This is a genomic window from Mesorhizobium sp. P160927 (genome assembly GCF_057766385.1).
In genome coordinates this window covers 495,815-519,594 of sequence record NZ_JBYMDW010000001.1, presented here as the reverse complement: position 1 = coordinate 519,594, position 23,780 = coordinate 495,815, and the positions used below count along the sequence as shown (strand labels likewise).

Genomic DNA, 23,780 nt, shown 5'->3' with positions numbered 1-23,780 from the left:
GCCATGGTCAGAGCTGCCGTCTCTTCAATGTGCCAATGCGCTTCGCGGCTGCGCCTGGCCTTAATCATCCTGGCGTCTGTGCTGCTTGCCTCGATCGCCGCCTTCGCTGCCGACCATCCGGCTCTGACAGGTCGCGTCGTCGACAATGCCGGCATCATCGATGCCGGCACACGTGCCACGCTCACCCAAAAACTCGCCGACCTCGAAACCAAGGGCTCGGACCAGATCGTCGTCGCCACCATCCCCAGCCTCGGCGGCGAGGAGATCGAGCCCTACGCCAACCGGCTGTTCCGATTCTGGAAGCTCGGCCAGGCCAAGGAGAATAACGGTGTCCTGCTCCTGGTTGCGCCAAACGACCGCAAGATGCGCATCGAGGTCGGGTACGGGCTGGAAGGCACGCTGACCGACCTGCACACCAAGCTGATCATCGAAAACGACATGGTGCCGGCTTTCCGCGCCGGCGATTTCCCGGGCGGCATCTCCAAGGCCGTCGACGACATGATCATGGTGCTGAACGGCAATCCGGAGGAGTTGGAGGCGCGCGGCCAGCGCAATCCCTCCGGCAGCAGCACTCCCATGGATCCGGTCGTCGCGGTGTTCCTGATCCTGTGGGCGACGATGTTCTTGGGTGGCCTGGCAATGGCCTTCCTGCCGCCGATGTTCGGCACAAAGCTGTCGCCAGGCGTGTATCGATGGCTGGGCATGACGTTTCGTTATGGCCAGGGTGCGAGTGGATCATCCGGAACCAGCGGTTGGACGAGGTGGTCGGGCGGCGGCTGGTCCTCGGGCGGTTCCGGCAGTGGCTGGTCGTCGGGGTCAAGCAGTGGCGGCGGGTTTTCCGGTGGCGGTGGCTCGTCCGGCGGTGGCGGTTCTTCAGGAAGCTGGTGAGACAAGATCATGGCAACACGACCGATCAGCCCGCAGGATCATGAGCGCATCGCCGCTGCGATCCGCGCGGCCGAAGCGCAAACCGACGGCGAGATCTACTGCGTCGTGGCGCATGCCAGCGAGGGCTACTTAGCTCCCGCGGCCTTGATGGCGACACTCGGCATGCTGGCCGTCAGCCTGGCGGTCGCCTATGGGCTGGAGGCCTGGTGGCTCACCATCCGCCTGCCGCATTTCGTCATCGCTGAGTTGCTGGCCTTGGCCTGCGTGCTGGCCCTGTTGTGGGCGCTCCCCGGCCTGCGCATCCATATGGTGCCGCGTCGGCTGCGCTATCAGGCTGCGCACGCCAATGCGGTCAAGCAGTTCCTCGCCCGCAACGTCCATCGCACCACGGCGCGCACCGGCGTCCTGATCTTCGTATCGATCGCCGAGCGCTACGCCGAAGTGGTCGCCGATTCGGGCATCGACGCCAAGGTCGGCCAGCATGTCTGGGACGGCGTGGTGCGCGATCTGACCGCGCATGCCGGCGACGATCGGCTTGCCGACGGTTTCGTCAAGGCGATCGAGCGGGTCGGGGCAGTGCTGGCCGAGCACTTTCCGGTTACTTCGGGCGATACCAACGAGCTCGACGACCATCTGGTCGAAATCTGAAAGCCTACCTAGCAAATGCTACTCAGCCGAACGCCCGACGCGGCTTTCTGGGCTTCCGATGCCACAAACCCTAAAAGTCCGCTGCGCTCCGGGTACTCGAAAGCCACGCCATCCGCCTCGGCTGAGCGCGTTTTCAGGCAGGCTTTGGCCAATGTCGGCAGTGTCATGATCGTCTGTGCGAAAGCGGACCATGGGCCGCCCGGACTCTTGCAATCGGGCGATGCGGGTTTATGGTTAACTAATCATGAATACGCTGACGATCGACATTCGGAAGGCAGACCCGCGCGATGCCGGCGCCATCGCCGAAGTGCACCTCGAGGCTTGGCGCGGCGCGTATAGCGGAATCATTCCGCACCGCACGCTGACATCGATGATCAACCGTCGCGGAAGCGACTGGTGGGCCAACGCCATCCGCCGCGCCGCCACCGTCCTCGTCGTCGAGATCGGCGGCACGATCGCCGGCTATGCGACGATCGGCAAGAACCGCGCCAAGGAGCTCAAGCAGCAGGGCGAGATCTACGAATTGTACCTTCGCCCTGAATATCAGGGCATAGGGCTCGGCAGGCGGCTGTTTTCGGCGGCCAGGGCTCGTCTCGCCGACCATGGACTGAAAGGCATGGTGGTGTGGGCGCTGGAAGACAACCAGAACGCACTTGCCTTCTATGCCGGGGCCGGCGGCCGCGACATCGCCGAAGGGGTCGAGATTTTCGAGCAGAAGGCGCTGAAGAAGGTCGCCTTCGTCTGGGACTGACCGCCTGGGGGATGATCGCGGAAGGCGTGGTCGCGGGCTCACGCACATCACGACGCTGAAACATCTTGTGCCGATGATTGAACTCGTCGAACGCCATCGCGTCTCGCCGGACGCATGTAAGCACCATTCGCCGCATTGCACCATTTTGCGCCGCCCGCTATCTCCTGCCAATCGAGAGAGGGACAAAAGACATGCGCATCGAAGCCATAGCCACCGGAAAGAATCCGCCTGAGGACGTTAATGTCATCATCGAAGTGCCGATCGGCGGCGAGCCGATCAAGTACGAGATGGACAAGGAGGCCGGCACGCTGTTCGTCGACCGCTTCCTGCACACCTCGATGCGCTATCCCGGCAATTACGGTTTCGTGCCGCACACGCTGTCGGGCGACGGCGACCCGATCGACGTGCTGGTCTGCAACACACGCGCCCTTGTGCCGGGCTGCGTGATCAACGTGCGGCCGATCGGTGTGCTGATCATGGAAGACAATGCCGGCCAGGATGAAAAAATCATCGCGGTGCCGTCGCCGAAGCTGACACTGCGCTACGAGAACGTCACCGAATACACGCAACTGCCCGACATCACGCGCCAGCAGGTGCAGCACTTCTTCGAGCACTACAAGGATCTGGAACCTGGCAAATGGGTCAAGATCGAAGGCTGGCATGATTCCAAATACGCCAAGAAGATGATCATGGACGCGATCGACCGGGCGAAGACGAGCAAGTAGCTCGAGCGGTCAGTTATCGACCCGGCCGAAAGCCGGCACGTCGCCAATAACCACGCGTTTGTCCTTGCCGCAGGCGAAGCCTTTTGCCTTCTCGTCGGCGATCTTGCGCGCTTGGTCATTGGCGGCGGGGTTACCGGTGGCCAGCACCAGGCCGACGGTGCAGCCTTCGCGGGCGTCCATCTGGGCGACCTTGGCGACGAGCAGCACCTCGGTCTTCTTGGTCTCGTCCTCGCCATTGCTGATCGAGCGACGGTGGATGGCCGCGAACGGCACGGCTTTGTCGCCATTGGTTTCGACGCGCCACTCGACCTTGGCTCCGGACGAATTGAAGGCGGAAAAACTTTCCCAGGCGGACGTCATGTCGCCGCCGGGCGGAAAACCATAGAACAGCGATTCGCGGGCGTCGTCATATCCGACCAGTACGGGATAGCCTCGATAGCCGGAGCAGGCGAGGTCGGCCCAGTCGCCGTCGCCCTGCTCGGCCCGCGCATAGGTCACGCAGTCCTTCTTCCAGTCGAGGTCGGTGTAGGTGCTGGATATGTCGCCGGCCTGTGCCGCCTGGCAAAGGCCGGCGAAGGTGAGCGGGATCAACAGGCTGCGCATGGCGGAGATCTCTCTTGGAGGTCGCCCCAGCGTATCGCCAATCGCTATTTCTTCAAGCTGGCTTCGATCAGCAAGTCGGCGTTGCGGGCAACCGACTGCGCGGGTCCGCCGAGGCCGAACAGCTGGCCGCTGATATAGGCGCCTTCGATAAGCAGCAGCAACCCGTCGCCCAGCGTGTCAGGGTCTTGCGCGCCCATCGCAGCCGCCATGGCGCGCAGGCGGCGGCGCAATTCCTGCTTGTTGGCCTCGCTGACGACGCGAGCCGGATGACTGTGGTCGGGATATTCGACCGCCGCATTGGTCATTCCGCAGCCGCGATAGTCCGCCACTTGCGTTCGCTTGCCGATGCGGGTCAGAAAAGCCTTGATCTGAGCGCGCGGGTCACCGGGATTGGCGGCGACGGCCTCGTCGAAACGCTCCCAATATTCAAGATCGTATTGCCTGAGGTAGGAGGCAGCCAGCTCGTCCTTGGAGGGAAAGCTGCGATAGAGGCTGGGCTTGGTGACGCCGGCACGTTTGACGATTTCGTCGACGCCGATCGCCCGGATACCGCGCCGGTAGAACAGGTCATAGGCCACGTCGAGGATCTTCTTAGCGGCCTTGGGTGGCGCCGACGCATGACCGTCGCTGATGGTCGGTTCAATATTTTTGTCGCTTGGCATGATGGGACCCGATTGACAATGTTACCGGTCGGTACGTATACATGCTCCCACCTTGCAACGTACCGGTCAGTAACATGATAGCTCAATCCCGTCCCTTTGGCCAGCGCTACGCCTTCGTCGTGGTGGGCGTCATCTTCCTCTGCTTGCTGATCGCGGCCGGCCTGCGCTCGGCGCCTTCGGTCATGATGCTGCCGCTCGAAAACAGTTTCGGCTGGCGGCGCGACGTCATTTCGCTCGCCGCGGGCGTCGGCATCCTGCTCTATGGGCTGACCGGTCCGTTCGCCGCGGCGCTCATGGAACGCATTGGCCTGCGCCGCACGCTGCTGGCGTCACTGGTGGTGATGTCGGCCTCGACCACGCTCAGCCTGCTGATGACCAAGCCATGGCATCTGTTCATCACCTGGGGCGTTTTTTCCGGCATCGGATCCGGCGCTGTCGCCAGCGTCCTTGGTGCCACCATCGTCAACCGCTGGTTCAAGACCAATCGCGGTCTTGTCATGGGGTTGATGTCGGCCTCCAGCGCCACCGGCATGCTGATTTTCCTGCCGCTGATCGCCTCGCTTGCCCAGACAGGCGGCTGGCGGCCTGTCGTCATCGCTGTCGCGATCGCCACCGCGGCATTGATCCCTCTGGTCTGGTTGCTGGTGCCAGAGCGCCCGTCCTCGATCGGCATGGTGCGTTATGGCGCCGAGGCGGATGATGTGCCGCCGACTTCGCCCGCGTCACAGGGCAATTTCTTGGCGCATACGCTCAACACGCTGCGCCGCGCCGCCGGGACGCGGGTTTTCTGGTACCTGTTCGCCACCTTCTTCGTCTGCGGCTTCACCACCAACGGGCTGGTCGGCACGCATCTGATCGCCTTCTGCGGCGACATGGGCATCGGCGAGGTGCAGGCGGCCGGCCTGTTGTCGATGATGGGTATTTTCGACCTGATCGGCACGACGCTGTCCGGCTGGCTCACCGATCGTTACGATCCGCGCAAACTGCTCGGCGTCTACTATGCCATCCGTGGCCTGTCGCTGATCTATTTGCCCTATTCCGGCTTCTCGGCAACCAGCCTGATCATCTTCGCCGTGCTCTATGGTCTCGACTGGATCGCCACCGTGCCGCCGACTTTAAGGCTCGCCAACGAAGCCTTCGGCGACCGCAGCGGGCCGATCGTGTTCGGCTGGATCGTGGCAGGCCATCAGGTGGGTGCCGCCACCGCCGCCGCCTTCGGCGGCACGATGCGTGAACTGCAAGGCAATTACGAACTGGCGTTCCTGATCGCCGGCATGACGGCGATCGCGGCGGCCTGTATTTCGCTCCTGATCAACACCAGCCGGCCGGCCTTCGATCCGGAACCGCAGCCGGCTTGAGGCGCGTCCATGTTCAGGTAAGGCCGGCCTGCAAACGGCGGCTTCCTGCGCTTCCAGTTCTACTGCGTTGCAGTAGAACTGTGCTCACGTACAAAATGTACGCTCCGCTCCGGTTCTCTAATCCACCATTTTCGGCTCGGCCTGACCTGAACCTCAACACATCTCAGCGTCTAAGGACAGGCGCGAACGATCAATCGGGGTAGCAGACCATTGGAATGTTGGGCCAAACCGCGCTATCGCAGTTTGCGCTGGCCTGTCTCTGCTTGAAGGCGGCACTGACCGGGCCGGTCACCACCGGGTCGACGCCGTCAGGCGCGTCGGCAAAGGCCTGCTGCGCGGAAGGCGAGTTATCCGGCAAGACGTGCCGCGTTTCCTTCAGCGTCGCGGCCGACTGCGCGGCGTTGGCCGCCAGCAGCATCGCAAAGGCGGCGGAAGCGATAAGCGGCCAAAATCGGTTGAGTCTATCGGTCATGACGTTCGAACTGTCCGGGCCCTGAAAAGGTTCCCGCCTTGGTTAACAAAATCATTTCACACGCAGATGCTTAAGATTTGATGAGTATTTGGTGTCGCGCGTCCCCTTTCGCAACTGCGAAAAACCCTGTATGAGCCGCGCAACCGAAAGAGGCAGCGCCTTTGGCCTGCTGCCTGCAACGCTTCCGAGACCAGATCATGAACCTCCGTAATATCGCGATCATCGCGCACGTCGACCATGGAAAGACCACCCTGGTCGACCAGCTTTTGAGACAGTCCGGCTCCTTCCGCGACAACCAGCGCGTCGCCGAGCGTGCCATGGATTCCAACGATCTCGAAAAGGAGCGCGGCATCACCATCCTGGCCAAGGCGACCTCGGTCGACTGGAAGGACACGCGCATCAATATCGTCGACACGCCCGGTCACGCCGATTTCGGCGGTGAGGTCGAGCGCATCCTGTCGATGGTGGATTCGGCAATCGTGCTGGTCGATGCCGCCGAAGGCCCGATGCCGCAGACCAAGTTCGTCGTCGGCAAGGCGCTGAAGGTGGGCTTGAGGCCGATCGTCGTCATCAACAAGATCGACCGGCCGGACGCGCGCCATGTCGAGGTGGTCAACGAGGTGTTCGACCTGTTCGCCGCGCTCGACGCCACCGACGAGCAGCTCGACTTCCCGATCCTCTATGGTTCGGGCCGCGATGGCTGGGTGTCGGAAAATCCGGAAGGCCCGAAGGACCAGCAGCTTGCGCCGCTGTTCGACCTCGTCATCAAGCATGTGCCGGCGCCGACCGTTCATCCCGGCCCGTTCCGCATGATCGGCACCATCCTGGAAGCAAACCCGTTCCTCGGCCGCATCATCACCGGCCGCATCGAGAGCGGCACGCTGAAGTCCAACCAGGCGGTCAAGGTGCTGCACAATGACGGCACCCAGATCGAGACAGGCCGCATCTCCAAGATACTTGCCTTCCGTGGCCTCGAGCGCCAGCCGATCGAAGAAGCGCAGGCGGGTGACATCGTCGCCATTGCCGGCCTGTCGAAAGGAACCGTCGCCGACACGTTCTGCGACCTGGCGGTGACCGAGGCGCTGCATGCACAGCCGATCGATCCGCCGACCGTGACCATGTCCTTCCTCGTCAACGACAGCCCGTTGGCCGGCACCGAAGGCGACAAGGTCACCAGCCGCGTCATCCGTGACCGTCTGCTGCGCGAGGCCGAAGGCAATGTCGCGCTGAAAATCGAAGAATCGCCCGACAAGGATTCGTTCTTCGTTTCCGGCCGCGGCGAATTGCAGCTCGCCGTCCTGATCGAGACCATGCGCCGCGAAGGTTTCGAGATCGCCGTCTCGCGTCCGCGCGTCGTCATGCAGAAGGGCGAGAACGGCGAATTGCTGGAGCCGGTCGAGGAAGTCGTCATCGACGTCGACGAGGAGCATGCCGGCGTCGTCGTGCAGAAGATGTCGGAGCGCAAGGCCGAAATGGTCGAGTTGCGTCCCTCGGGCGGCAATCGCCAGCGCATCGTGTTCCACGCGCCGACGCGCGGCCTGATCGGCTACCAGTCGGAACTGTTGACCGATACGCGCGGCACCGCCGTGATGAACCGGCTGTTCCATGCCTACGAGCCCTATAAGGGCGAGTTGCCTGGTCGCACGAACGGCGTGCTGATCTCCAACGAACAGGGCGAGTCGGTGGCTTACGCCATGTGGAACCTCGAAGACCGCGGCCCGATGGTCATCGATCCCGGCGTCAAGGTCTATCAGGGCATGATCATCGGCATCCACAGCCGGGACAACGATCTCGAAGTGAACGTGCTGAAGGGCAAGAAGCTGACCAACATCCGCGCCGCCGGCAAGGACGAGGCGGTCAAGCTCACCCCGCCGATCCGCATGACGCTGGAGCGCGCGCTGGCCTGGATTCAGGACGACGAACTGGTCGAAGTGACGCCGAAGACCATTCGCCTGCGCAAACTCTATCTCGACCCGAACGAGCGCAAGCGTTTCGAGAAGTCGTCGAAGGCGGTCGGCGCGGCGTAAGGTTTGCTTTTCCGAGTTTGAGAGGGTGGAGCACTTGTGCTCCGCCTTCTTTCGTTCATCCACCAGCGGCCGAGATGATGGTCCGCCGGTCGGGCTCGCTGGCGAGATCGATGCGGATTGTCACTCCCTCTCGGACCGGTTTGCGCAGGGCCTTTGCTCCATCCGGCTCGATGGTCAGCAGCCTCCGCTCGTCCAACGCCTGAAGCCGCGACCGCGAGATGCCGAGTTCGTTGGCAAGCAGCCGGTCGAGCCTCAACGATACCGGTACTTCCAGACCGAGCCGAAGTTCCAGCGCCATCGCGCCTCGCTTAATCCCGCCGATCACCCGCTTGCGCACGACGGCGTCAGGAAACTCTTCGACGCGTCCCACCTGGTTGCGCAGGGCGACGATGTCGAAGGCATGGCTCCGGACCAGTGAGGGATCATTGCTTTCGAGCGCCGCCAGCAGTGCCGGCGCGATATCGCGCCGGTTGCAGCGCTCGAGAATGCCGAAATTCCAGGAATTGTCGCAGTCGACGCAGCGATAGATCAGCCACACGTCGATGCGCTTGCCGTTGGCGTTGACGCGGAATTTCTCGCTGCAGCGATAGGCTTTCACGAAGCCGCAGCGATTGCAGTTGATCAGGGGGCGTGGTGCGATTTCAGGCGCGATCGTCCAGTGGATGCGCAGGGCCGAAGACATGCCGGTAAGTCCTTCCCGTTGGGAAGTTCATCCGGTCGGCGCTATCGAGATGCCCATGTGGGCGCGGCGTGGCGGGTGGCTGCGGAGATTGTGATGTCAGGTGTCGCTAGCGGAAAGCCGAGCGACAGCGGTTCAGCAATGCCAAACCGGTCTCGAACCGCCGCCCAGAGGAACACATGAAAATTGCAAACGGGCACCGCTGATCCGGCGCCATGCAGGTGTGTCGGGGGAGTTGACGAGACCGGTGGTTACTGGGGCAAAGTGAAGCTCGAAATTGTTTCGCGGCGGCCCTTCTAGCGGCGTGACGCTGGGGCTGCAAGGGGCTCCCCAAGCCACGCTGTAGAGACAGCGGCCATGGTCCATATTGTCTTGCCTTTGCCAGAGACCCAGCTGTCGGGTTATTGTGATTGATGGAGCCCTGACGCAGAGACCCTCGCCATGCACCTCGCCTCGCTGCTGATCTTCGCCGCCGCCTTGTTCGTGGCCGCCGGTTCGCCTGGCCCATCGATCGCGGCGCTTGTCGCGCGCGTTATCTCGAAGGGGTTTCGCGATGTGTTTCCGTTCCTGCTTGCCATGTGGATCGGCGAAGGCATCTGGCTGTCGCTGGCGGTGTTTGGGCTGGCCGTGGTGGCACAGACCTTCCATCTCGCTTTCGTCGTCGTAAAATGGGTCGGCGTTCTCTACCTGGCCTATCTTGCCTGGAAGATGTGGACGGCGCCGGTCGACGCCAAGGACGGCGAGATGCCGCGTGAGGATTCGGCCGGCAAGCTTTTCTTCGCCGGCATGGCCGTCACGCTCGGCAATCCCAAGATCATGATGTTTTACCTGGCGCTGTTGCCGACCATCATCGACCTCGCTTCGGTTAGTCTCGTCGGCTGGGTCGAACTGACGGCGACCATGGCGGTGGTGCTGATCGCCATCGATCTCGCCTGGGTGCTCGCCGCCTCGCAGGCGCGCAAGCTCCTCAGGAGCAAGCGCGCCATGAAGATCGCCAACCGCGTCAGCGCCACGACGATGGCCGGTGCGGCGGCGGCCATCGCGGCGCGGTAAGGCTATCTGGGCAAGACGCCGGCCGCGGGCATGGCGGCGGCCGTCGGTGCCGGCGGTCCGCCGGAATAGAATTTCGAGGCCGGGTTCTCCTGCATGAAATCGTAGGCGACCATGCCGAGCGGCCGCTTTTGCCGTTCCGATGCCTCCTGATGCCAGGGGATCACCTGGCGCAGCGCCTCGAGCGCCGCGGTTGGCGCCTCACCGAATTTCCGCTGCGGATTCTGCGCTTTGCGGATTTCCATCCAATAGCTCGCCGTCAACAGGTCCTGCGCCAAGAGATGGAAGGATATGTCGACCGCCTCGCGGGCGCGTTGCGTCTTGATGCGGGTCTGCCCTTCCAGGTCCTCGACGGTGGCGACGATCGCCTGGCCATTCGGCGTCACCGGCGTGCCCAGGTCGGCCAGTTCCTGCCAGAGATCGGTCGGCAGATAGCCATCGAAGGTCGGGATGTCCTTGCGCTCGTCGGGCTTCAGCACATCGGCCGGCTTGACCACGGTGAAGAAGGGGTTGCGGAAGCGCTCGATGCGCTGCGCCACCGCGACACCGAGATTGGTGAGCGAGATGGTGAAAGCCTCGACCTGATTGGCCATGGGATAAGGATCCCAGTTGGCGTTGGAGAAGATATAGCCGGACTTGCCGCCACTCAGCGGCCCGCCCTTGATATAATATTTCATGAATTGCGGCGTGCTCAGCTCAGGCGAGCTCTGCGGCGTCAGGCCCGGCAGCACGGCCGGATTGTGATCCGACGAATTGATGGAGAGCAGCACGGATTGACGCAGATCCGCCCAGGCCTGCCAGGCGGAGCCCTGGCGCTGACTGGAGGCACGCATGCTTTCCGGATCCTGGATGATGCGGGTCTGGTCCTCATCGAAGAGATAGCTGCCCTTGATCATGTCCATGACCCGCGCGGCATCCCATGTCAGCCATGGGTAAGGCCGCATGGATTGCACGGGTGCGGAAATCGGCGTCACGCTGGAATTCATGCCGTTCAGCCCCATGGCGTAGCTGAGGTCGGTCCACTCCAGCAGTTTTCGCGCGTCCTCCAGCAAAAGCACCGCCTGTGCCTGTGCGTAGGCATTGGTGCTGATCAGCGCGGCCTGGTCGGCGGCGAAAGGTTCGAGAGGCTTCAGACCGGCCTGGGAAAGGGCCTGTGTGGCCGGCATGCGGACGCCATCGAGATAGGCTTCGCCTTCGCCGACCATGGTCGCACCGATATTGCCCAGCGTCGCGAGGTCGCCTTCGCCTAACGTGCCGCGCGATTGCACGACCGGCGTCACCCGCTTGTTCAGCATGTCGACCAGCAGGTGCGTCAGCTGCGGGCTGGCAGCCTCGTAGGACATGGTGTTGGCGCGGATCGCCATGATGGCGCGCACCAGCGCTTCTTCCTGCAGCTCCGGCCCGTAGCCTCTGTTGACGCCACCCTTGAAGCGGGCGAGCTGCTGATCCTTGAGCAGTTTGCTGTTTTCGGGCGTCGTCGGATCGCCCGAGAAGATCACCGTCTCGCGCTGGTCGCCGGCGCCACGGTTGAACCAGTAGATGGTGATACCCTCGGCGGCACCTTCGAGCAGCAGGCCATAAGCGTCCGTCGAACGTTGCAGCGCCTCGGGGCTGAGCTCGACCTTGGCGCCATTGCGGGCGATGTCGATGACCTGTTCGACGGTCAGGTCGTGGCCGGTCAAGGTTACTGTCTTGGCCGCCGCTGTCTCGAAAATGGGCTGGTAGACGGATGACGCCTCGAAGGCGTGAGCGGGTGGAGCGGCGAGCGCCAGCGTCATGCTCAGGGCGCGGAGAAAAATCCCGGGTTTGGCAATTGCATCAAGCATAGGGGATCCCATTCACGAAGCGTTGGCCTCGGGCATCAAGTTTCACCCCTTGGAAATATTGTTTCCGGAAAACTAGCTGGCGGCATTCGCCTGTCAACGCTTGATGCGAAGTAGGACCGATGGTGGAACGCGCGTGGCCCTATCGCGCCATGGCGTGGTATTCGTCGTTCGGCCGCATATCGATCGCGGACGCGACACGGTTCGACATGTTGAAGAAGGCCGCGGTCGAGGCGATATCCCAGATGTCGCGATCGCTGAAGCCGGCTTGGCGCAGGGCAGCGCGGTCGGCCTCGACGATCCTGGCCGGCTCCTCGGTAAGCTTGACGGCGAATTCGAGCATTGCCGTTTGCTTCGGCGAAAGATCGGCGGCGCGGAAATTCATCACCATCATCTCACCAAGCAGGGGATCGCCCGAGAGCTGGCGCACCGCCGCGCCATGCGCGGTGAGGCAATAGTAGCAATGGTTGACCGAGGAGACGGCGACCGCGATCATCTCGCGTTCCAGTTTCGACAGGCCGGACTCGCCCAGCATCAAGTCATTGTACATGTCGGTGAAGGCCCGCAGCTTCTTGTCGTCGAAGGCATAGGCCTTGAGCACGTTGGGGACGAGGCCGAGCTTTTCCTCGCATTTGGCGAAATAGGCTTTTGTCGGCTCGATCAGCTCTCCGGCGGCCAGGTCTAGCGCGGTGATTTTGCCGGTCATCGTGTCATTTCTCCTCGTCATGCGAAGCCTTGCCGCCGAATTCCGAGAATTCTTGGCAAGCCGTCAAACCTTTGTCGCCAAACAGCGGTCATCTGCTACCATAGTCGCAAAAGCATGCGACGGGAGGGAAGAAGCGTCATGGCCAGCGTGAAGTCCGCAGCTAAGTCGAAGAAGAAGGCACCTGCGGCTAAGGCCGACGACAGGCCGGCCAGGCTCGCCGATTACCTGCTCGCCCGCGCGCCGGCGGAGGATATCGCCGCCTATGACGTGGCCGACCTCGAGCGTGCCGCCGATCTGGCCGGTCAGGCGGTCGCCGCCCACAATAAGGGTGAGTGCGTCGTCGCCGTCGAAGCCGATTCGGGCGTGGTTCGCGAAGGCCGCCCGGTGACCGTCATCACGGTCGTCAACGACAACATGCCCTTCCTGTTCGATTCCATTCTCGGCGAGGTTACAGAAACCGCCGGTGAACCGACCTTGGTCACCCATCCGGTGGTCACGGTTCGCCACGGCAAGACGGGCGTCGACGAAATCCTCGGGGATGGCAATTTCGCCAGGGATGACGGCAGCCACGACCGGCTGAGCGTGATCCATGTGCATATTCCCCGGCTGACGCCCGAACAAGCAAATGGCTTGACCGAGCGGCTGCGCAAGATGCTCGGCCAGGTGCATGCCGCCGTCAACGACTGGCGACCGATGCTGGCCCGCCTCGATCAGGCCATCTCCGAATTCCGCTATTCGGCGGTGCCGCTCGACAAGAAGAGCGTCGCCGAGGCTATCGCTTTCCTGGAGTGGCTGCGCGACGATAATTTCACCTTCCTCGGCATGCGTGAATTCAAGTACACCGGCGGCGAGGAAAGCGGCAATCTGGAGCGCGCCGAAAAACCGGGCCTCGGCATTCTGACCGACCCGGACGTGCTGGTGCTGAGGCGCGGCACCGAGGCCGTGACGACGACGCCTGAAATCCGCGCCTTCCTGCACGGACCGGAGCCGCTGATCGTCACCAAGGCCAATGCCAAGTCGCTGGTGCACCGGCGCATCTATCTCGATTATATTGGCGTCAAGACCTACAGCGCCAAGGGTGCGTTGGCGGGCGAACTGCGCATCGTCGGACTGTTCACCTCGACCGCATACACACGCTCGGTGATGAAGATCCCGTATCTCAGGTCCAAGGCCGAAACCATCATCGCCAAGTCGGGGTTCGACCGCCACGACCACTCCGGCAAGGCGCTGATCAACGTGCTGGAAAGCTATCCGCGCGACGAGCTGTTCCAGGTGCCGGTGCCGATCCTGCGCAAGCATGCCGCTGCCATTCTCGGCCTGGTCGAGCGGCCGCGCGTGCGGGCGCTGGTGCGCGCCGACCAGTTCGACCGCTTCGTCTCGATCCTGGTCTTCGTGCCTCGCGACCGCTACGACAGCGTCGTGCGCGAGAAGATCGGCGCCTATCTGAAAACCGCGTTCGAGGGCCGGCTGTCGGCCTATTACCCGGCTTTCCCGGAAGGCGGGCTGGCGCGCGTGCACTTCATCATCGGCCGCTCCGGCGGCAAGACGCCGAAGGTCGAGCAGGCGACGATAGAGGCGGCGATCCGCGACATCGTGCGCACCTGGGAAGATGCGCTTGCCGATGCGGCCGAAGCCAGCGGCAGCGACCCGGCGTTGAAAGCCATCGCCGCGCGGCTGCCAGAGAGCTACCGGGATACGTTCAGCGCTGGCGTTGCGCTGGCCGATGCCGGACGCATCGCCAAGATCAGCGCCGGCAATCCGATCGCCATCGATTACTACCGGCATGCCGAGCAGAAGCCCCACCAGGCGGCGCTGAAGATCTATCACCATGGCAGCCCCGTGGCACTGTCGCGGCGCGTTCCTGTGCTGGAGAACATAGGCTTCCGCGTCATCAGCGAGCGGACTTTCGAAGTCGGCGACGACCAGTCGGGCCTGGTCTTCATCCACGACATGGAACTGGAGAACAGCTACGGCAAGCCGATCGACCTCGCCGACGGCGGCGCGCTGTTCGAGGACGCTTTCCTGTCGGTGTGGCGCGGCGACGTCGACAATGACGGCTATAACGGCCTTGCCCAGACCGCCGGCCTGTGGTCGGGCGAGATCACCATCCTGCGTGCCTATGGCCGTTACCTGCAGCAGGTCGGCATCCCGCAGAGCCAGGATTTCATCGCCGCCGCACTCAACCGCTATCCCGAGATCGCGCGCGGCCTGCACGCGCTGTTCATCGCCCGGCTCGGTCCCACGGCCGAAACCGAAGGCGTGGTGGCGGCAAAGCACCTCAAGGCAAAGATCAGGGATGCGCTGGAGGATGTGCCCAACATTGACGACGACACCATCATCCGCCGCTACCTCAACTTGATCGAAGCCTCGCTGCGCACCAATCATTTCGTTGCCGATACGAAAGAAAAAGGCCAATCGCTGGCGATCAAGCTCGAGTCGCAGGCGGTCGAGGGATTGCCAGCGCCGCGGCCATGGCGGGAAATTTTCGTCTACGGCTCGGAGGTCGAAGGCCTGCACCTGCGCTTCGGCCCGGTGGCGCGTGGCGGCTTGCGCTGGTCCGACCGCGCCCAGGACTATCGCACCGAGGTGCTCGGCCTGGTCAAGGCACAACAGGTCAAGAACGCCGTCATCGTACCGGTCGGCGCCAAGGGCGGCTTCTATCCCAAGAAACTGCCGATGAGCGCCGGACGTGACGCGATCTTCGAGGCCGGCACATCGGCTTACAAGAACTTCGTTTCCAGCCTGCTGTCGATCACGGACAATATCGGCCTCGACGGCGTCATTCCGCCGGCGGGTGTCGTGCGCCGCGACCAGGACGATCCTTATTTCGTCGTCGCCGCCGACAAGGGCACGGCAACCTTCTCCGACACCGCCAACGCCATCTCCGAAAAGCACGGCTTCTGGCTCGACGACGCCTTCGCAAGCGGCGGTTCGGCCGGCTACGACCATAAGAAGATGGGGATCACCGCCAAGGGAGCCTGGGAAGCGGTCAAGCGGCATTTCCGCGAGATCAACCGCGACATCCAGACCTCGCCCTTCTCTGTCGTGGGCGTCGGCGACATGTCGGGTGACGTGTTCGGCAACGGCATGCTGTTGTCGCCGAAAACGCGGCTGATCGCCGCTTTCGACCATCGCGACATCTTCATCGATCCCGATCCCGATATGGCGGCCTCGATGGGAGAGCGCGAGCGCATGTTCGCGTTGCCGCGTTCGAGCTGGCAGGACTATGACAAGACCAAGCTGTCGGACGGCGGCGTGATCGTTTCGCGTAGCCAGAAATCGATCACCTTGCCGGCTGCCGCGGCGGCGGCGATAGGCCTCGCCAAGACGACCGCTACACCCGTCGAGATCATGACCGCCATCCTCAAGGCGCCGGTCGACCTCTTGTGGTTCGGCGGCATCGGCACGTATCTTAGGGCATCGACCGAGACCAATGCCGAGGTCGGCGACCGCGCCAACGATGCCATCCGCATCACGGCGCTGGATGTGCGCGCCAAGGTGATCGGCGAGGGCGCCAATCTGGGCGTGACGCAGCGGGCGCGCATCGAGTTCGGCATGAATGGCGGCCGCTGCAATTCCGACGCGATCGACAATTCGGGTGGCGTCAACTGCTCCGACGTCGAGGTCAACATCAAGATCGCGCTGGCGTCGGCGATGCGCAAGGGATCGCTGACGCGGCCGGCGCGCAACAAGCTGCTAGCCGAGATGACCGAAGAGGTCGGCTCCCTGGTGCTGTCCAACAACTACCAGCAGACGCTGGCGCTTTCGATCGCCCGCAAACGCGGCCTCGCCGACATCGCGCATCAGAGCCGCTTCATGACGGCGCTGGAGGCGCGCGGCCTGCTCGATCGTGTCGTGGAAACACTGCCGTCGCCGGCAGCCCTTGCCGAGCGCGAGGCGCGCGGTGAGCCGTTGACCCGGGCCGAGCTCGGCGTGCTGCTCGCCTATGCCAAGATCGTGCTGTTTTCCGACATCGTCGCCAGCGACGTGCCTGACGATGCGCATTTCGACCGCGACCTGATGGGTTATTTCCCTGACCGGATGGCGAAGAAATACGCTTCCGAGATCCACGGCCATCGGCTGCGCCGCGAGATCATCGCCCGCGTCGTCGCCAACGACCTGGTCAATCGCGGCGGGCCGTCCTTCGTCAACCGGCTGCAGGAAGCGACGGGGCGCACCGCAGCCGATGTGGTGCGCACCTTCGCCGTGGTGCGCGATGGCTTTGCGCTGCCCGCGCTCTATCGCGAGATCGACGCGCTCGACAACCAAGTCGACGGCCAGGTGCAACTCGATCTCTATCAGATGCTGAGCCGGCTTATCTATATGAGCAGCGGCTGGTATCTGAAGAACGATGCCGGGACGGCACCGCTCGGCCAGCGCATAGCCGAACTGCAGGATGCGCGCACGGCGCTGGAGCCCAAGCTTGTTTCGCTGCTGCCGGCTTTTTCGCGCGAGCGGATCGAGGAGAAGCGGCACGGGCTGTTCAAGGCGGGCGCCCCGGAAAAGCTGGCCGAGCAGTTGGCGATGAGCGAGGCGGCGGAGCTCATCCCCGACGTCGCGCTGACGGCCCGCACCGCCGGTGCCGATATTGTCGCGGCGGCCAAGGCGTTCTTCGCCGTCAGCGATGCCTTCCGCATCCCGCGCGTCGAGGATGCGGCGCGCTCGATCACGCCATCGGACTATTATGACCAGCTCGCTCTGTCCCGCGCCACCGACACGATCGGCGCGGCGCGGCGCGGCATCGCTATCGCCGCGCTTACCGGCCATAGTAAGGCGGCCGATCCGGTGGCGGCCTGGCTGGAAGCGGGTGGCGAGCGGGTGGCGCGCATCCGCGAACGGCTGCAGGCGTTGACGGAGGGCGGCGACATCACCGTGTCGCGACTGTCGGTTGCGTCGGGGCTAATGAGCGATCTGACGGGGATGTGAGCCAGCGGTTGTCCGTTTGCATGATCATTCGAAACATGCAGACATGGCGCCCGAAATGGGCGGAGCGGACGCCGAGGGAATCACTATGGCGGTAGAGACAGTGCAGCGGGCATCCGGGCGCGGCATCTGGGGGTGGATGTTCTTCGACTGGGCGGCGCAGCCGTTCTTCACGGTCGTCACCACCTTCATCTTCGGCCCCTATTTCGTTTCGCGCATGGCGGACGATCCGACCACGGGCCAAGCCGTCTGGGGTTATGGCATCGCCGCGGCTGGGCTGGTCATCGCGGTGCTGTCGCCGATCCTCGGTTCGATCGCCGACCAGACAGGGCCGCGCAAGCCATGGATCGCGTTTTTCGCGGCGATCAAGGTCACCAGTCTTAGCTTGCTCTGGTTCGCCGCGCCGGGTTCCAACCTGTTCCTGGTCGTGGCGCTGTTCTCGCTGGCGTCGGTGGCAGCGGAGTTCTCCACTGTCTTTAACGATTCCATGATGCCGCGGCTGGTGCCGAAGAGCGAGATAGGCCGCGTCTCCAACGTGGCCTGGGGCCTCGGTTATCTTGGCGGCATGATCGCACTGATCTTCGTCGTCACGTGCCTGGCCGGCTCGCCGGAGACCGGCAAGACGATAATCGGCATCACCCCGCTGTTCGGGCTCGATCCGCAGCTGGGCGAGGATGCCCGCGCCACCGGGCCGCTGTCGGCCGGCTGGTATTTCCTGTTTATCCTGCCGATGTTTTTCTTTACGCCCGATGCCATCAAGGGCATCCCGATCGGGCCGGCGGTGCGCGAAGGCCTGTCGGAGCTGAAATCGACGCTGGCCGAGGTGCGCAAGCGGGGCGGCATCTTCCGCTTTCTCGTCGCCCGCATGATCTACCAGGATGGCGTCAATGCCTTGCTGGCGCTGGGCGGCACCTTCGCGGCGGGCATGTTCCACTGGTCGATCACCGAGATCGGGATGTTCGGCATCATCCTCAATGTCGTCGCCATCTTCGGCTGCTGGGTCGCCGCCCGTCTGGACACCGCGCTGGGCTCCAAGGCGGTGGTGATGATTTCGCTGGTCATGCTGTCCATCGCCACCATCGGCGTGGTCTCGACCGGGCCTGGATTCACGCTGCTCGGCCTGATCCAGCTTTCGACCGCCGACTCAGGCGGCCTGTTCGGTACGGCGGCCGAAAAGGCCTATATCATGTACGGCCTGCTGATTGGCCTGGCCTTCGGGCCGGTGCAGGCCTCGTCGCGCTCCTACATGGCGCGCAGCGTGACCGCAGCCGAATCCGGCCGCTATTTCGGCATCTACGCGCTGGCCGGTCGGGCAACCAGTTTCCTGGCTCCGTTCATGGTGGCGACGATTACCGCAACCAGCGGCTCGGCCCGGCTTGGCATGGCGGCGATTATTTTGTTCCTGGCCATCGGCATGGCGATCCTGGTTCGCACACCGTATCCGGCGGATCGGCCGGAGTAGACCCTTCGATAATTCACCATACTGGCCGCCCTGCCGCGATTTTCCGCGCTCACGGATACCAATGTCCGCTCCGCTCGGTTCTCGAAAACCGCACCAGTCGACTCAGCGGAGCGAATTCGTGAAGCATCTCAACGCCGAGCGGCAGGTTAGTGCCGGAAATGCCGCACGCCTGTGAACACCATGGCGATGCCGTGTTCGTCGGCGGCGGCGATGACGTCGTCGTCGCGCATCGAACCGCCCGGCTGGATCACGGCGGTGGCACCGGCTTCGATGGCCGACAGCAGGCCATCGGCGAAGGGGAAGAAGGCGTCCGAAGCGACCACCGAGCCCTTAGTCAACGGCTCCGCCATGCCTGCGGTCTCCGCCGCGTCGATCGCCTTGCGCGCGGCGATGCGCGAGGAATCGACCCGACTCATCTGGCCGGCGCCGATGCCGACCGTGGCGCCGTCCTTGGCGTAGACGATGGCGTTCGACTTGACGTGCTTGGCGACGCGGAAGGCGAATTTGAGATCGGCCATTTCAGCCGGCGTCGGCGCGCGCTTCGTCACCACTTTCAGGTTGAGGTCGTCGACCACGGCATTGTCGCGGCCCTGGACGAGCAGGCCGCCCGAAACCGACTTGACCGTCGTGCCGGCCGTTCGCGGGTCCGGCAGGCCGCCGGTGACGAGCAGGCGCAAATTCTTCTTGGCAGCTATGATTGCCGCAGCCTCGTCGGTGGCGTCGGGCGCGATGATCACCTCGGTGAAGGTTTTCACGATTTCCTCGGCTGCCTCGGCGTCAAGGGTGCGGTTCAAGGCGACGATGCCGCCGAACGCCGAGACCGGATCGCAGGCGACCGCCTTGGCGTAGGCCGCTTTCAGCGATGTGCCTTCGGCCACGCCGCACGGGTTGGCGTGCTTGATGATGGCGACGGCGGCCGAGCGGTTCGGATCGAATTCGCCGGCCAGTTCGAAGGCGGCGTCGGTGTCGTTGATGTTGTTGTAGGATAGCTGCTTGCCCTGCAGCTGCCGCGCCGTGGCGACGCCTGGCCGTTTGTCGCCATTGACGTAGAAGCCGGCGCCCTGGTGCGGGTTCTCGCCGTAGCGCATCACCTCGGCCAGCCTGCCGCCGAAAGCGCGCCATGTTGGATGCTCGATCTCCAGCGCCTCGGCGAACCAGCCCGAGATCGCCGCATCGTAGGTGGCGGTGCGGGCGAAGGCCTTGGCCGCCAGCTTCTTGCGGAAATCCAGCGACAGAGAGCCAATGTTCATCTCCAGCGCGTTGAGCACCGCGGCGTAGTCGCCGGGATCGGTGACGATGGCGACATAGGCGTGGTTCTTGGCCGAGGCGCGGATCATCGCCGGGCCGCCAATGTCGATGTTCTCGACGATCGACGCGTAGTCGGCGCCGGAGCGGCGGACTTCCTCGAACGGGTAAAGATTGGAGACGACGAGATCGATCGGCTCGATGCCGTATTTGCGCATCGCCAATGCGTGCTCGGGGTCGTCTCGCACGCCAAGCAGCGCGCCATGCACGGACGGGTGCAGCGTCTTGACGCGGCCATCCATGATCTCGGGGAAGCCGGTGAGCTCGGAGACGTCGCGCACCGCCATGCCGGCCTCGGCGATCGCTTTTGCCGTGCCACCGGTGGAGACCAGCTCGACGCCGGCCGCGGCCAGTGCCCTGGCAAAGTCGATCAAGCCCGTCTTGTCAAAGACGGAGAGCAGCGCACGGCGGACCGGAACGAGGTCGGGGGCGGGAATGTTCTTGGCAGGAACGGCCATGGCTGGCGGCCTTTCATGTCTGGAGGAGCGTGCCCGCGCCGTAGCACATGAGGCTCGGAAATCAAGCGTTGGCTTATTTTGCGGCGTGCCATTGCCGCCGCAAGCTCAATTGTTCTCGGGATAACCGGCGATCTTTGTCCGGGTCAGCTGCCAGTGGACTTCGGCAACTTCGGACGCCTTGAAGGCGAGCACGATCTGGCGGCTGCGGCGCGGACCGCCAAGACCGGCGAAATAGATCAATTCCTCAACTTCGGGCGCCACTTCGCTAGAGGTGAACACCCACGTATCGGCCTGATCGCCGGTCAGGACCAGCCGCTCCTGCTCGTCCTGCAGCAGATTGATGTCGGGGTGGACGTGGAAGCGCACGGTGATGAAATCGCGGCCATTGTTGCGGATCGCAGTGCTGCCGGGCCGCTGGAACCGGTCCCGGCCCGCCAGCACATTGCCGTCCGAGGAGAGTTTCAGCTCGCGCTCATGCAGGAAGCCGAAACGCTGGAGATAGCCGTCATGACGGGCGATGAAGCCGTGGACGCCCTTCTGGTCGATGCGCTTGCACTGCACTTGCTGCGGGCCGCCGATCAACGGTGAACCCAACTGGTCGTTTACCCGCAGCGCGTGGGTGAAACGCGCCGAAGACGTGTCGTTGATGGTAGCTGTCGAATGCGCGGCGGTGGCGCGGGCCAGCGGCCGGAACTCGGCGGCGCCGTAGGTGTCGATGCCGGCATTGACGATGTAGTGCTGGCGGCCCGACGACAGTTCGAAGGCGAGGCAGCCGGCATGCGCTGCATTGGACACGTCGACCGGTGGCGGCAGGCCGGTATCGGCGATGACGGTGGTGCCGCCCATCGCCAGCCGCTCATAGCCCGAATGCGGCGCATGCAGCAGCGGCGCGCCGGCGGTGTCGTCATGGCGCAGGATGGTGGCGATGCGGTCATGGATTGTGGCGCCCATGCCATTGAAGCGGGCAAGGCTGCCGTCCTGGTGGCGGAAGAAGCGCAGTGCCGGCAGCATGCGGTCGATGGCGCCGATCAGCGCCTGCGGCGGCGCTTCGGCCTGGTTGGCATAGGTCTGGCGCAGCGGCAGGAGGTCGGCGAGGATTTCCAGCACCGCCATCGGGTTGCGCGAGATGTGGCCGCCGTCGGCAAGGATCTGGCGATTGAGTTCCCCGGCGAGGTTGCGGGTGGCGCCGCGCAGCGCCGAGGCCGGCGCCGGCAGGGACAGCGCCGCGAAGGCCAGCGCGATGCGGGCGCGCAGCCGGTCCTTGCCGTCGGGCATTTCGCGCGCCATCGACCTGAGATAGCGGATCTGCATGGCCAGCGATTTCAGGAAAGCGCGGTAGAAGGGGAACTCGGCACCCTGCAGCACAATGGAGGAGTGCTGCAGCCAGGCAATGATGCGTTTGGCCGTCGTGCCTGGCTCCCAGGCAACGCCCGAAATATGATTGCCATGCATGGCGATCCAGTCCGAAACCAGGGCACGGGCATTGGCGGCGGCAAGCTCGGTTCCGGCGGCGCGCATATGGCGCAACCAGCGGAAGCCATGCAGCGTTTTTTGCCAACCGTGGTTGGGAACATTGATCTGGAAAGGGGACTTGCCGCCGGTCTCGACCAGGTGGCCGGACAGAGGATAACGGCCGTAGTAGATCTCGAGCGCGATCTGCGGATCGGCGAGGCGCAGGTCCGGCGGTGCGATCAGGACACGTTCGGGCGTGCGGCCCGAATAGCGCCAGCGATAGACCGGCCCGGCGCGCAGGCGCCGGCGCGTCTTGCGCCAGAACTCCTTCGCGACCAGCGTCCACAGACGCGTCGTGTTGCCGGCAGCAAGTGCCAAAACCCCTCCTGGTCGTCCTCTATCCCAAGCACAAGCTTATATGATTCAAGAACTTATGCGAAGGCGGATTTCGCCTCGGTAAGGCGCCTAACGGGGCCGCGGCCGGGTCGCCCCTAAAAAAGTCACGTCTTTTCCGGGCCATACAGCCGGTTGCCCTGCAACTTATGTCTTCTTGGCGAGGCGGCCAAACGCGCTGGGCCAGCCGTTTTCGCGCTCCCGAAAGAGCCGCGGGACGCGGAAGGCATCGCCGATCCCGACCCTCGTCGCAACCGTTTCGATCGAATCGATACCGCCAGCAATTGCCCGGCGAACAGGATGCAGGGCTGAAAGGCGTGAACAAACAGAGGTCGGTTTCCTATCCATGGGAGCGGTCCGAATGATAAGGTATTCTCCGGCCAAGGTCGAAACGATCGAGGTGATGAGATGTCGGTATCAACGGATGAGCAGGCATTTCCGGACATCCCGCCGGTTGCCCTCACAGCCGACGGCAAGCGGCTGTCGACAATGCCGAACAGGCTCGGATACCTTTCCGCGACCGACCCGTCCGTCGGCATTGAAGCCATCCGGCATCTTTATACGACCCAAGGCTATGTCTGGCTGAAGGGCCTTTTGCCCCGCAGGGAAGTGATTGATTTTCGTGGCTGGGTGCTTTCCCATCTTGCCGAGAGCGGACTTTTGGAACCCGGTACGGATCCCTCGCTGGGCATCGCTTCGGGTCGTGCCGTCGACCGTCAGCACGCCGAGCGCCGGCTGATGTCGGTGGTTCGGTCAACCGGTTATGAGGGCTTTTGCGCGCAGCCGCGCCTAGCGCGCTTGATGGACGCTTTCGTGGGCGGCCTATCCTATCTGCACAAACGCAAGATCATGCGCTTCACCTTGCCCGGAACGGCCATAGCGACGCCCGCGCATTACGATCTCGTCTATCTACGCGGAGGCACCAACCGGGTGGTCACGACCTGGATACCGATCGGCGACACGACCGTCGACATGGGCGGTCTGGTCTACCTGGAGGGATCACATGCCGTCGGCGCCGCCCTGGAGAGACAGTTCAACAAGGACAATTCCGCTCTCAGTTCGCAGGAGCGCATCAGTGCCTATAATCGCAACATGAGTGAGGGCGGCTGGGTGTCGAAGGACCTGCCCGATATGGCGGAGCGGTTCGACACGCGCTGGCTGATGGCGGATTTCGAAGCGGGCGACATCGTCCTTCACTCGCCCTACATGATCCATGCCTCCACGACCAACCAAAGCCTCGATGGGCTGATCCGGCTGTCGACGGATATCCGCTACCAGAATGTCGACGACGAAATCGATGCCCGCTGGGGCAATCATTGGAGCCTTGATGACATGCTTTAGTCTAGAGCGTTCAGCGTTCGATGGGATCGCCGCCTGCTCTAACTCTTTGTTATC

Annotated in this window: 18 protein-coding genes; 10 read left to right on the top strand and 8 right to left on the bottom strand. The window is 63.7% G+C overall.

What is annotated here, in order from left to right; translation table 11 throughout:
• Positions 1-27 precede the first annotated feature (27 nt).
• From AC3CB8_RS02575 to ppa, 4 genes are all read left to right on the top strand, one after another.
• Positions 28-888, top strand: coding sequence for a TPM domain-containing protein (locus tag AC3CB8_RS02575; protein ID WP_435053039.1), 861 nt, complete (start codon positions 28-30; stop codon positions 886-888).
• A 9-nt stretch (positions 889-897) separates the two neighbouring features.
• Positions 898-1,536, top strand: a complete 639-nt coding sequence (locus AC3CB8_RS02570) for a TPM domain-containing protein (protein WP_023771799.1) — start codon at positions 898-900, stop codon at positions 1,534-1,536.
• Between the two features lie 244 nt (positions 1,537-1,780).
• Positions 1,781-2,287 (top strand): GNAT family N-acetyltransferase, encoded by a 507-nt coding sequence (locus AC3CB8_RS02565; protein WP_023771798.1) that lies wholly within the window; start codon positions 1,781-1,783, stop codon positions 2,285-2,287.
• 191 nt (positions 2,288-2,478) lie between these two features.
• Positions 2,479-3,012: an inorganic diphosphatase gene (ppa, locus tag AC3CB8_RS02560; protein ID WP_023771797.1), complete on the top strand. Its 534-nt coding sequence runs from the start codon at positions 2,479-2,481 to the stop codon at positions 3,010-3,012.
• Positions 3,013-3,021: 9 nt separating this feature from the next.
• Here ppa and AC3CB8_RS02555 read toward each other — a convergent pair whose 3' ends face one another.
• Both AC3CB8_RS02555 and AC3CB8_RS02550 read right to left on the bottom strand, forming a co-directional pair.
• On the bottom strand, positions 3,022-3,615 hold the full coding sequence (locus AC3CB8_RS02555) for a hypothetical protein (RefSeq protein WP_023771796.1): 594 nt from the start codon (positions 3,613-3,615) through the stop codon (positions 3,022-3,024).
• Positions 3,616-3,659: 44 nt separating this feature from the next.
• Positions 3,660-4,277, bottom strand: coding sequence for a TetR/AcrR family transcriptional regulator (locus AC3CB8_RS02550; RefSeq protein WP_023771795.1), 618 nt, complete (start codon positions 4,275-4,277; stop codon positions 3,660-3,662).
• A 74-nt stretch (positions 4,278-4,351) separates the two neighbouring features.
• Between AC3CB8_RS02550 and AC3CB8_RS02545 the strand changes: the two genes are divergently transcribed.
• Entirely contained in the window at positions 4,352-5,635 is a 1,284-nt protein-coding gene (locus AC3CB8_RS02545; RefSeq protein ID WP_031247847.1) for an MFS transporter, read from the top strand.
• 190 nt (positions 5,636-5,825) lie between these two features.
• Here the strand turns inward: AC3CB8_RS02545 and AC3CB8_RS02540 are convergent, their stop codons facing one another.
• Entirely contained in the window at positions 5,826-6,107 is a 282-nt protein-coding gene (locus AC3CB8_RS02540) for a hypothetical protein (RefSeq protein ID WP_031247846.1), read from the bottom strand.
• Between the two features lie 197 nt (positions 6,108-6,304).
• Here AC3CB8_RS02540 and typA point away from each other — a divergent pair, with 197 nt between their 5' ends.
• A complete protein-coding gene (gene typA, locus AC3CB8_RS02535; protein WP_023771793.1) occupies positions 6,305-8,134 on the top strand; it encodes a translational GTPase TypA in 1,830 nt (609 codons plus the stop codon).
• 55 nt (positions 8,135-8,189) lie between these two features.
• Here typA and AC3CB8_RS02530 read toward each other — a convergent pair whose 3' ends face one another.
• The gene (locus tag AC3CB8_RS02530; protein ID WP_352563986.1) at positions 8,190-8,816 is read right to left on the bottom strand and encodes a DUF1062 domain-containing protein; all 627 of its coding nucleotides are present in this window, start codon (positions 8,814-8,816) and stop codon (positions 8,190-8,192) included.
• Between the two features lie 438 nt (positions 8,817-9,254).
• On the opposite strand from AC3CB8_RS02530, the gene AC3CB8_RS02525 reads away from it, so the two are divergent.
• Positions 9,255-9,866: a LysE family translocator gene (locus AC3CB8_RS02525; RefSeq protein ID WP_023784204.1), complete on the top strand. Its 612-nt coding sequence runs from the start codon at positions 9,255-9,257 to the stop codon at positions 9,864-9,866.
• Positions 9,867-9,868: 2 nt separating this feature from the next.
• Here the strand turns inward: AC3CB8_RS02525 and AC3CB8_RS02520 are convergent, their stop codons facing one another.
• Entirely contained in the window at positions 9,869-11,689 is a 1,821-nt protein-coding gene (locus AC3CB8_RS02520) for an aromatic amino acid ammonia-lyase (protein ID WP_023771791.1), read from the bottom strand.
• A gap of 139 nt (positions 11,690-11,828) precedes the next feature.
• Complete coding sequence (locus tag AC3CB8_RS02515) at positions 11,829-12,392, bottom strand: peroxidase-related enzyme (protein WP_352563987.1); 564 nt, start codon at positions 12,390-12,392, stop codon at positions 11,829-11,831.
• 138 nt (positions 12,393-12,530) lie between these two features.
• Here AC3CB8_RS02515 and AC3CB8_RS02510 point away from each other — a divergent pair, with 138 nt between their 5' ends.
• Both AC3CB8_RS02510 and AC3CB8_RS02505 read left to right on the top strand, forming a co-directional pair.
• The gene (locus AC3CB8_RS02510) at positions 12,531-17,318 is read left to right on the top strand and encodes an NAD-glutamate dehydrogenase (protein WP_352563988.1); all 4,788 of its coding nucleotides are present in this window, start codon (positions 12,531-12,533) and stop codon (positions 17,316-17,318) included.
• Between the two features lie 85 nt (positions 17,319-17,403).
• Entirely contained in the window at positions 17,404-18,777 is a 1,374-nt protein-coding gene (locus tag AC3CB8_RS02505; RefSeq protein ID WP_352563989.1) for an MFS transporter, read from the top strand.
• 146 nt (positions 18,778-18,923) lie between these two features.
• Here AC3CB8_RS02505 and purH read toward each other — a convergent pair whose 3' ends face one another.
• Both purH and AC3CB8_RS02495 read right to left on the bottom strand, forming a co-directional pair.
• Positions 18,924-20,540, bottom strand: a complete 1,617-nt coding sequence (gene purH / locus AC3CB8_RS02500; RefSeq protein WP_023771788.1) for a bifunctional phosphoribosylaminoimidazolecarboxamide formyltransferase/IMP cyclohydrolase — start codon at positions 20,538-20,540, stop codon at positions 18,924-18,926.
• Between the two features lie 105 nt (positions 20,541-20,645).
• Positions 20,646-22,370 carry a heparinase II/III family protein gene (locus tag AC3CB8_RS02495; RefSeq protein ID WP_488377261.1) on the bottom strand — a complete coding sequence of 575 codons (1,725 nt, stop codon included), beginning with the start codon at positions 22,368-22,370 and terminating at the stop codon, positions 20,646-20,648.
• A gap of 423 nt (positions 22,371-22,793) precedes the next feature.
• Between AC3CB8_RS02495 and AC3CB8_RS02490 the strand changes: the two genes are divergently transcribed.
• Positions 22,794-23,726, top strand: coding sequence for a phytanoyl-CoA dioxygenase family protein (locus AC3CB8_RS02490; RefSeq protein WP_352563991.1), 933 nt, complete (start codon positions 22,794-22,796; stop codon positions 23,724-23,726).
• Positions 23,727-23,780 lie beyond the last annotated feature (54 nt).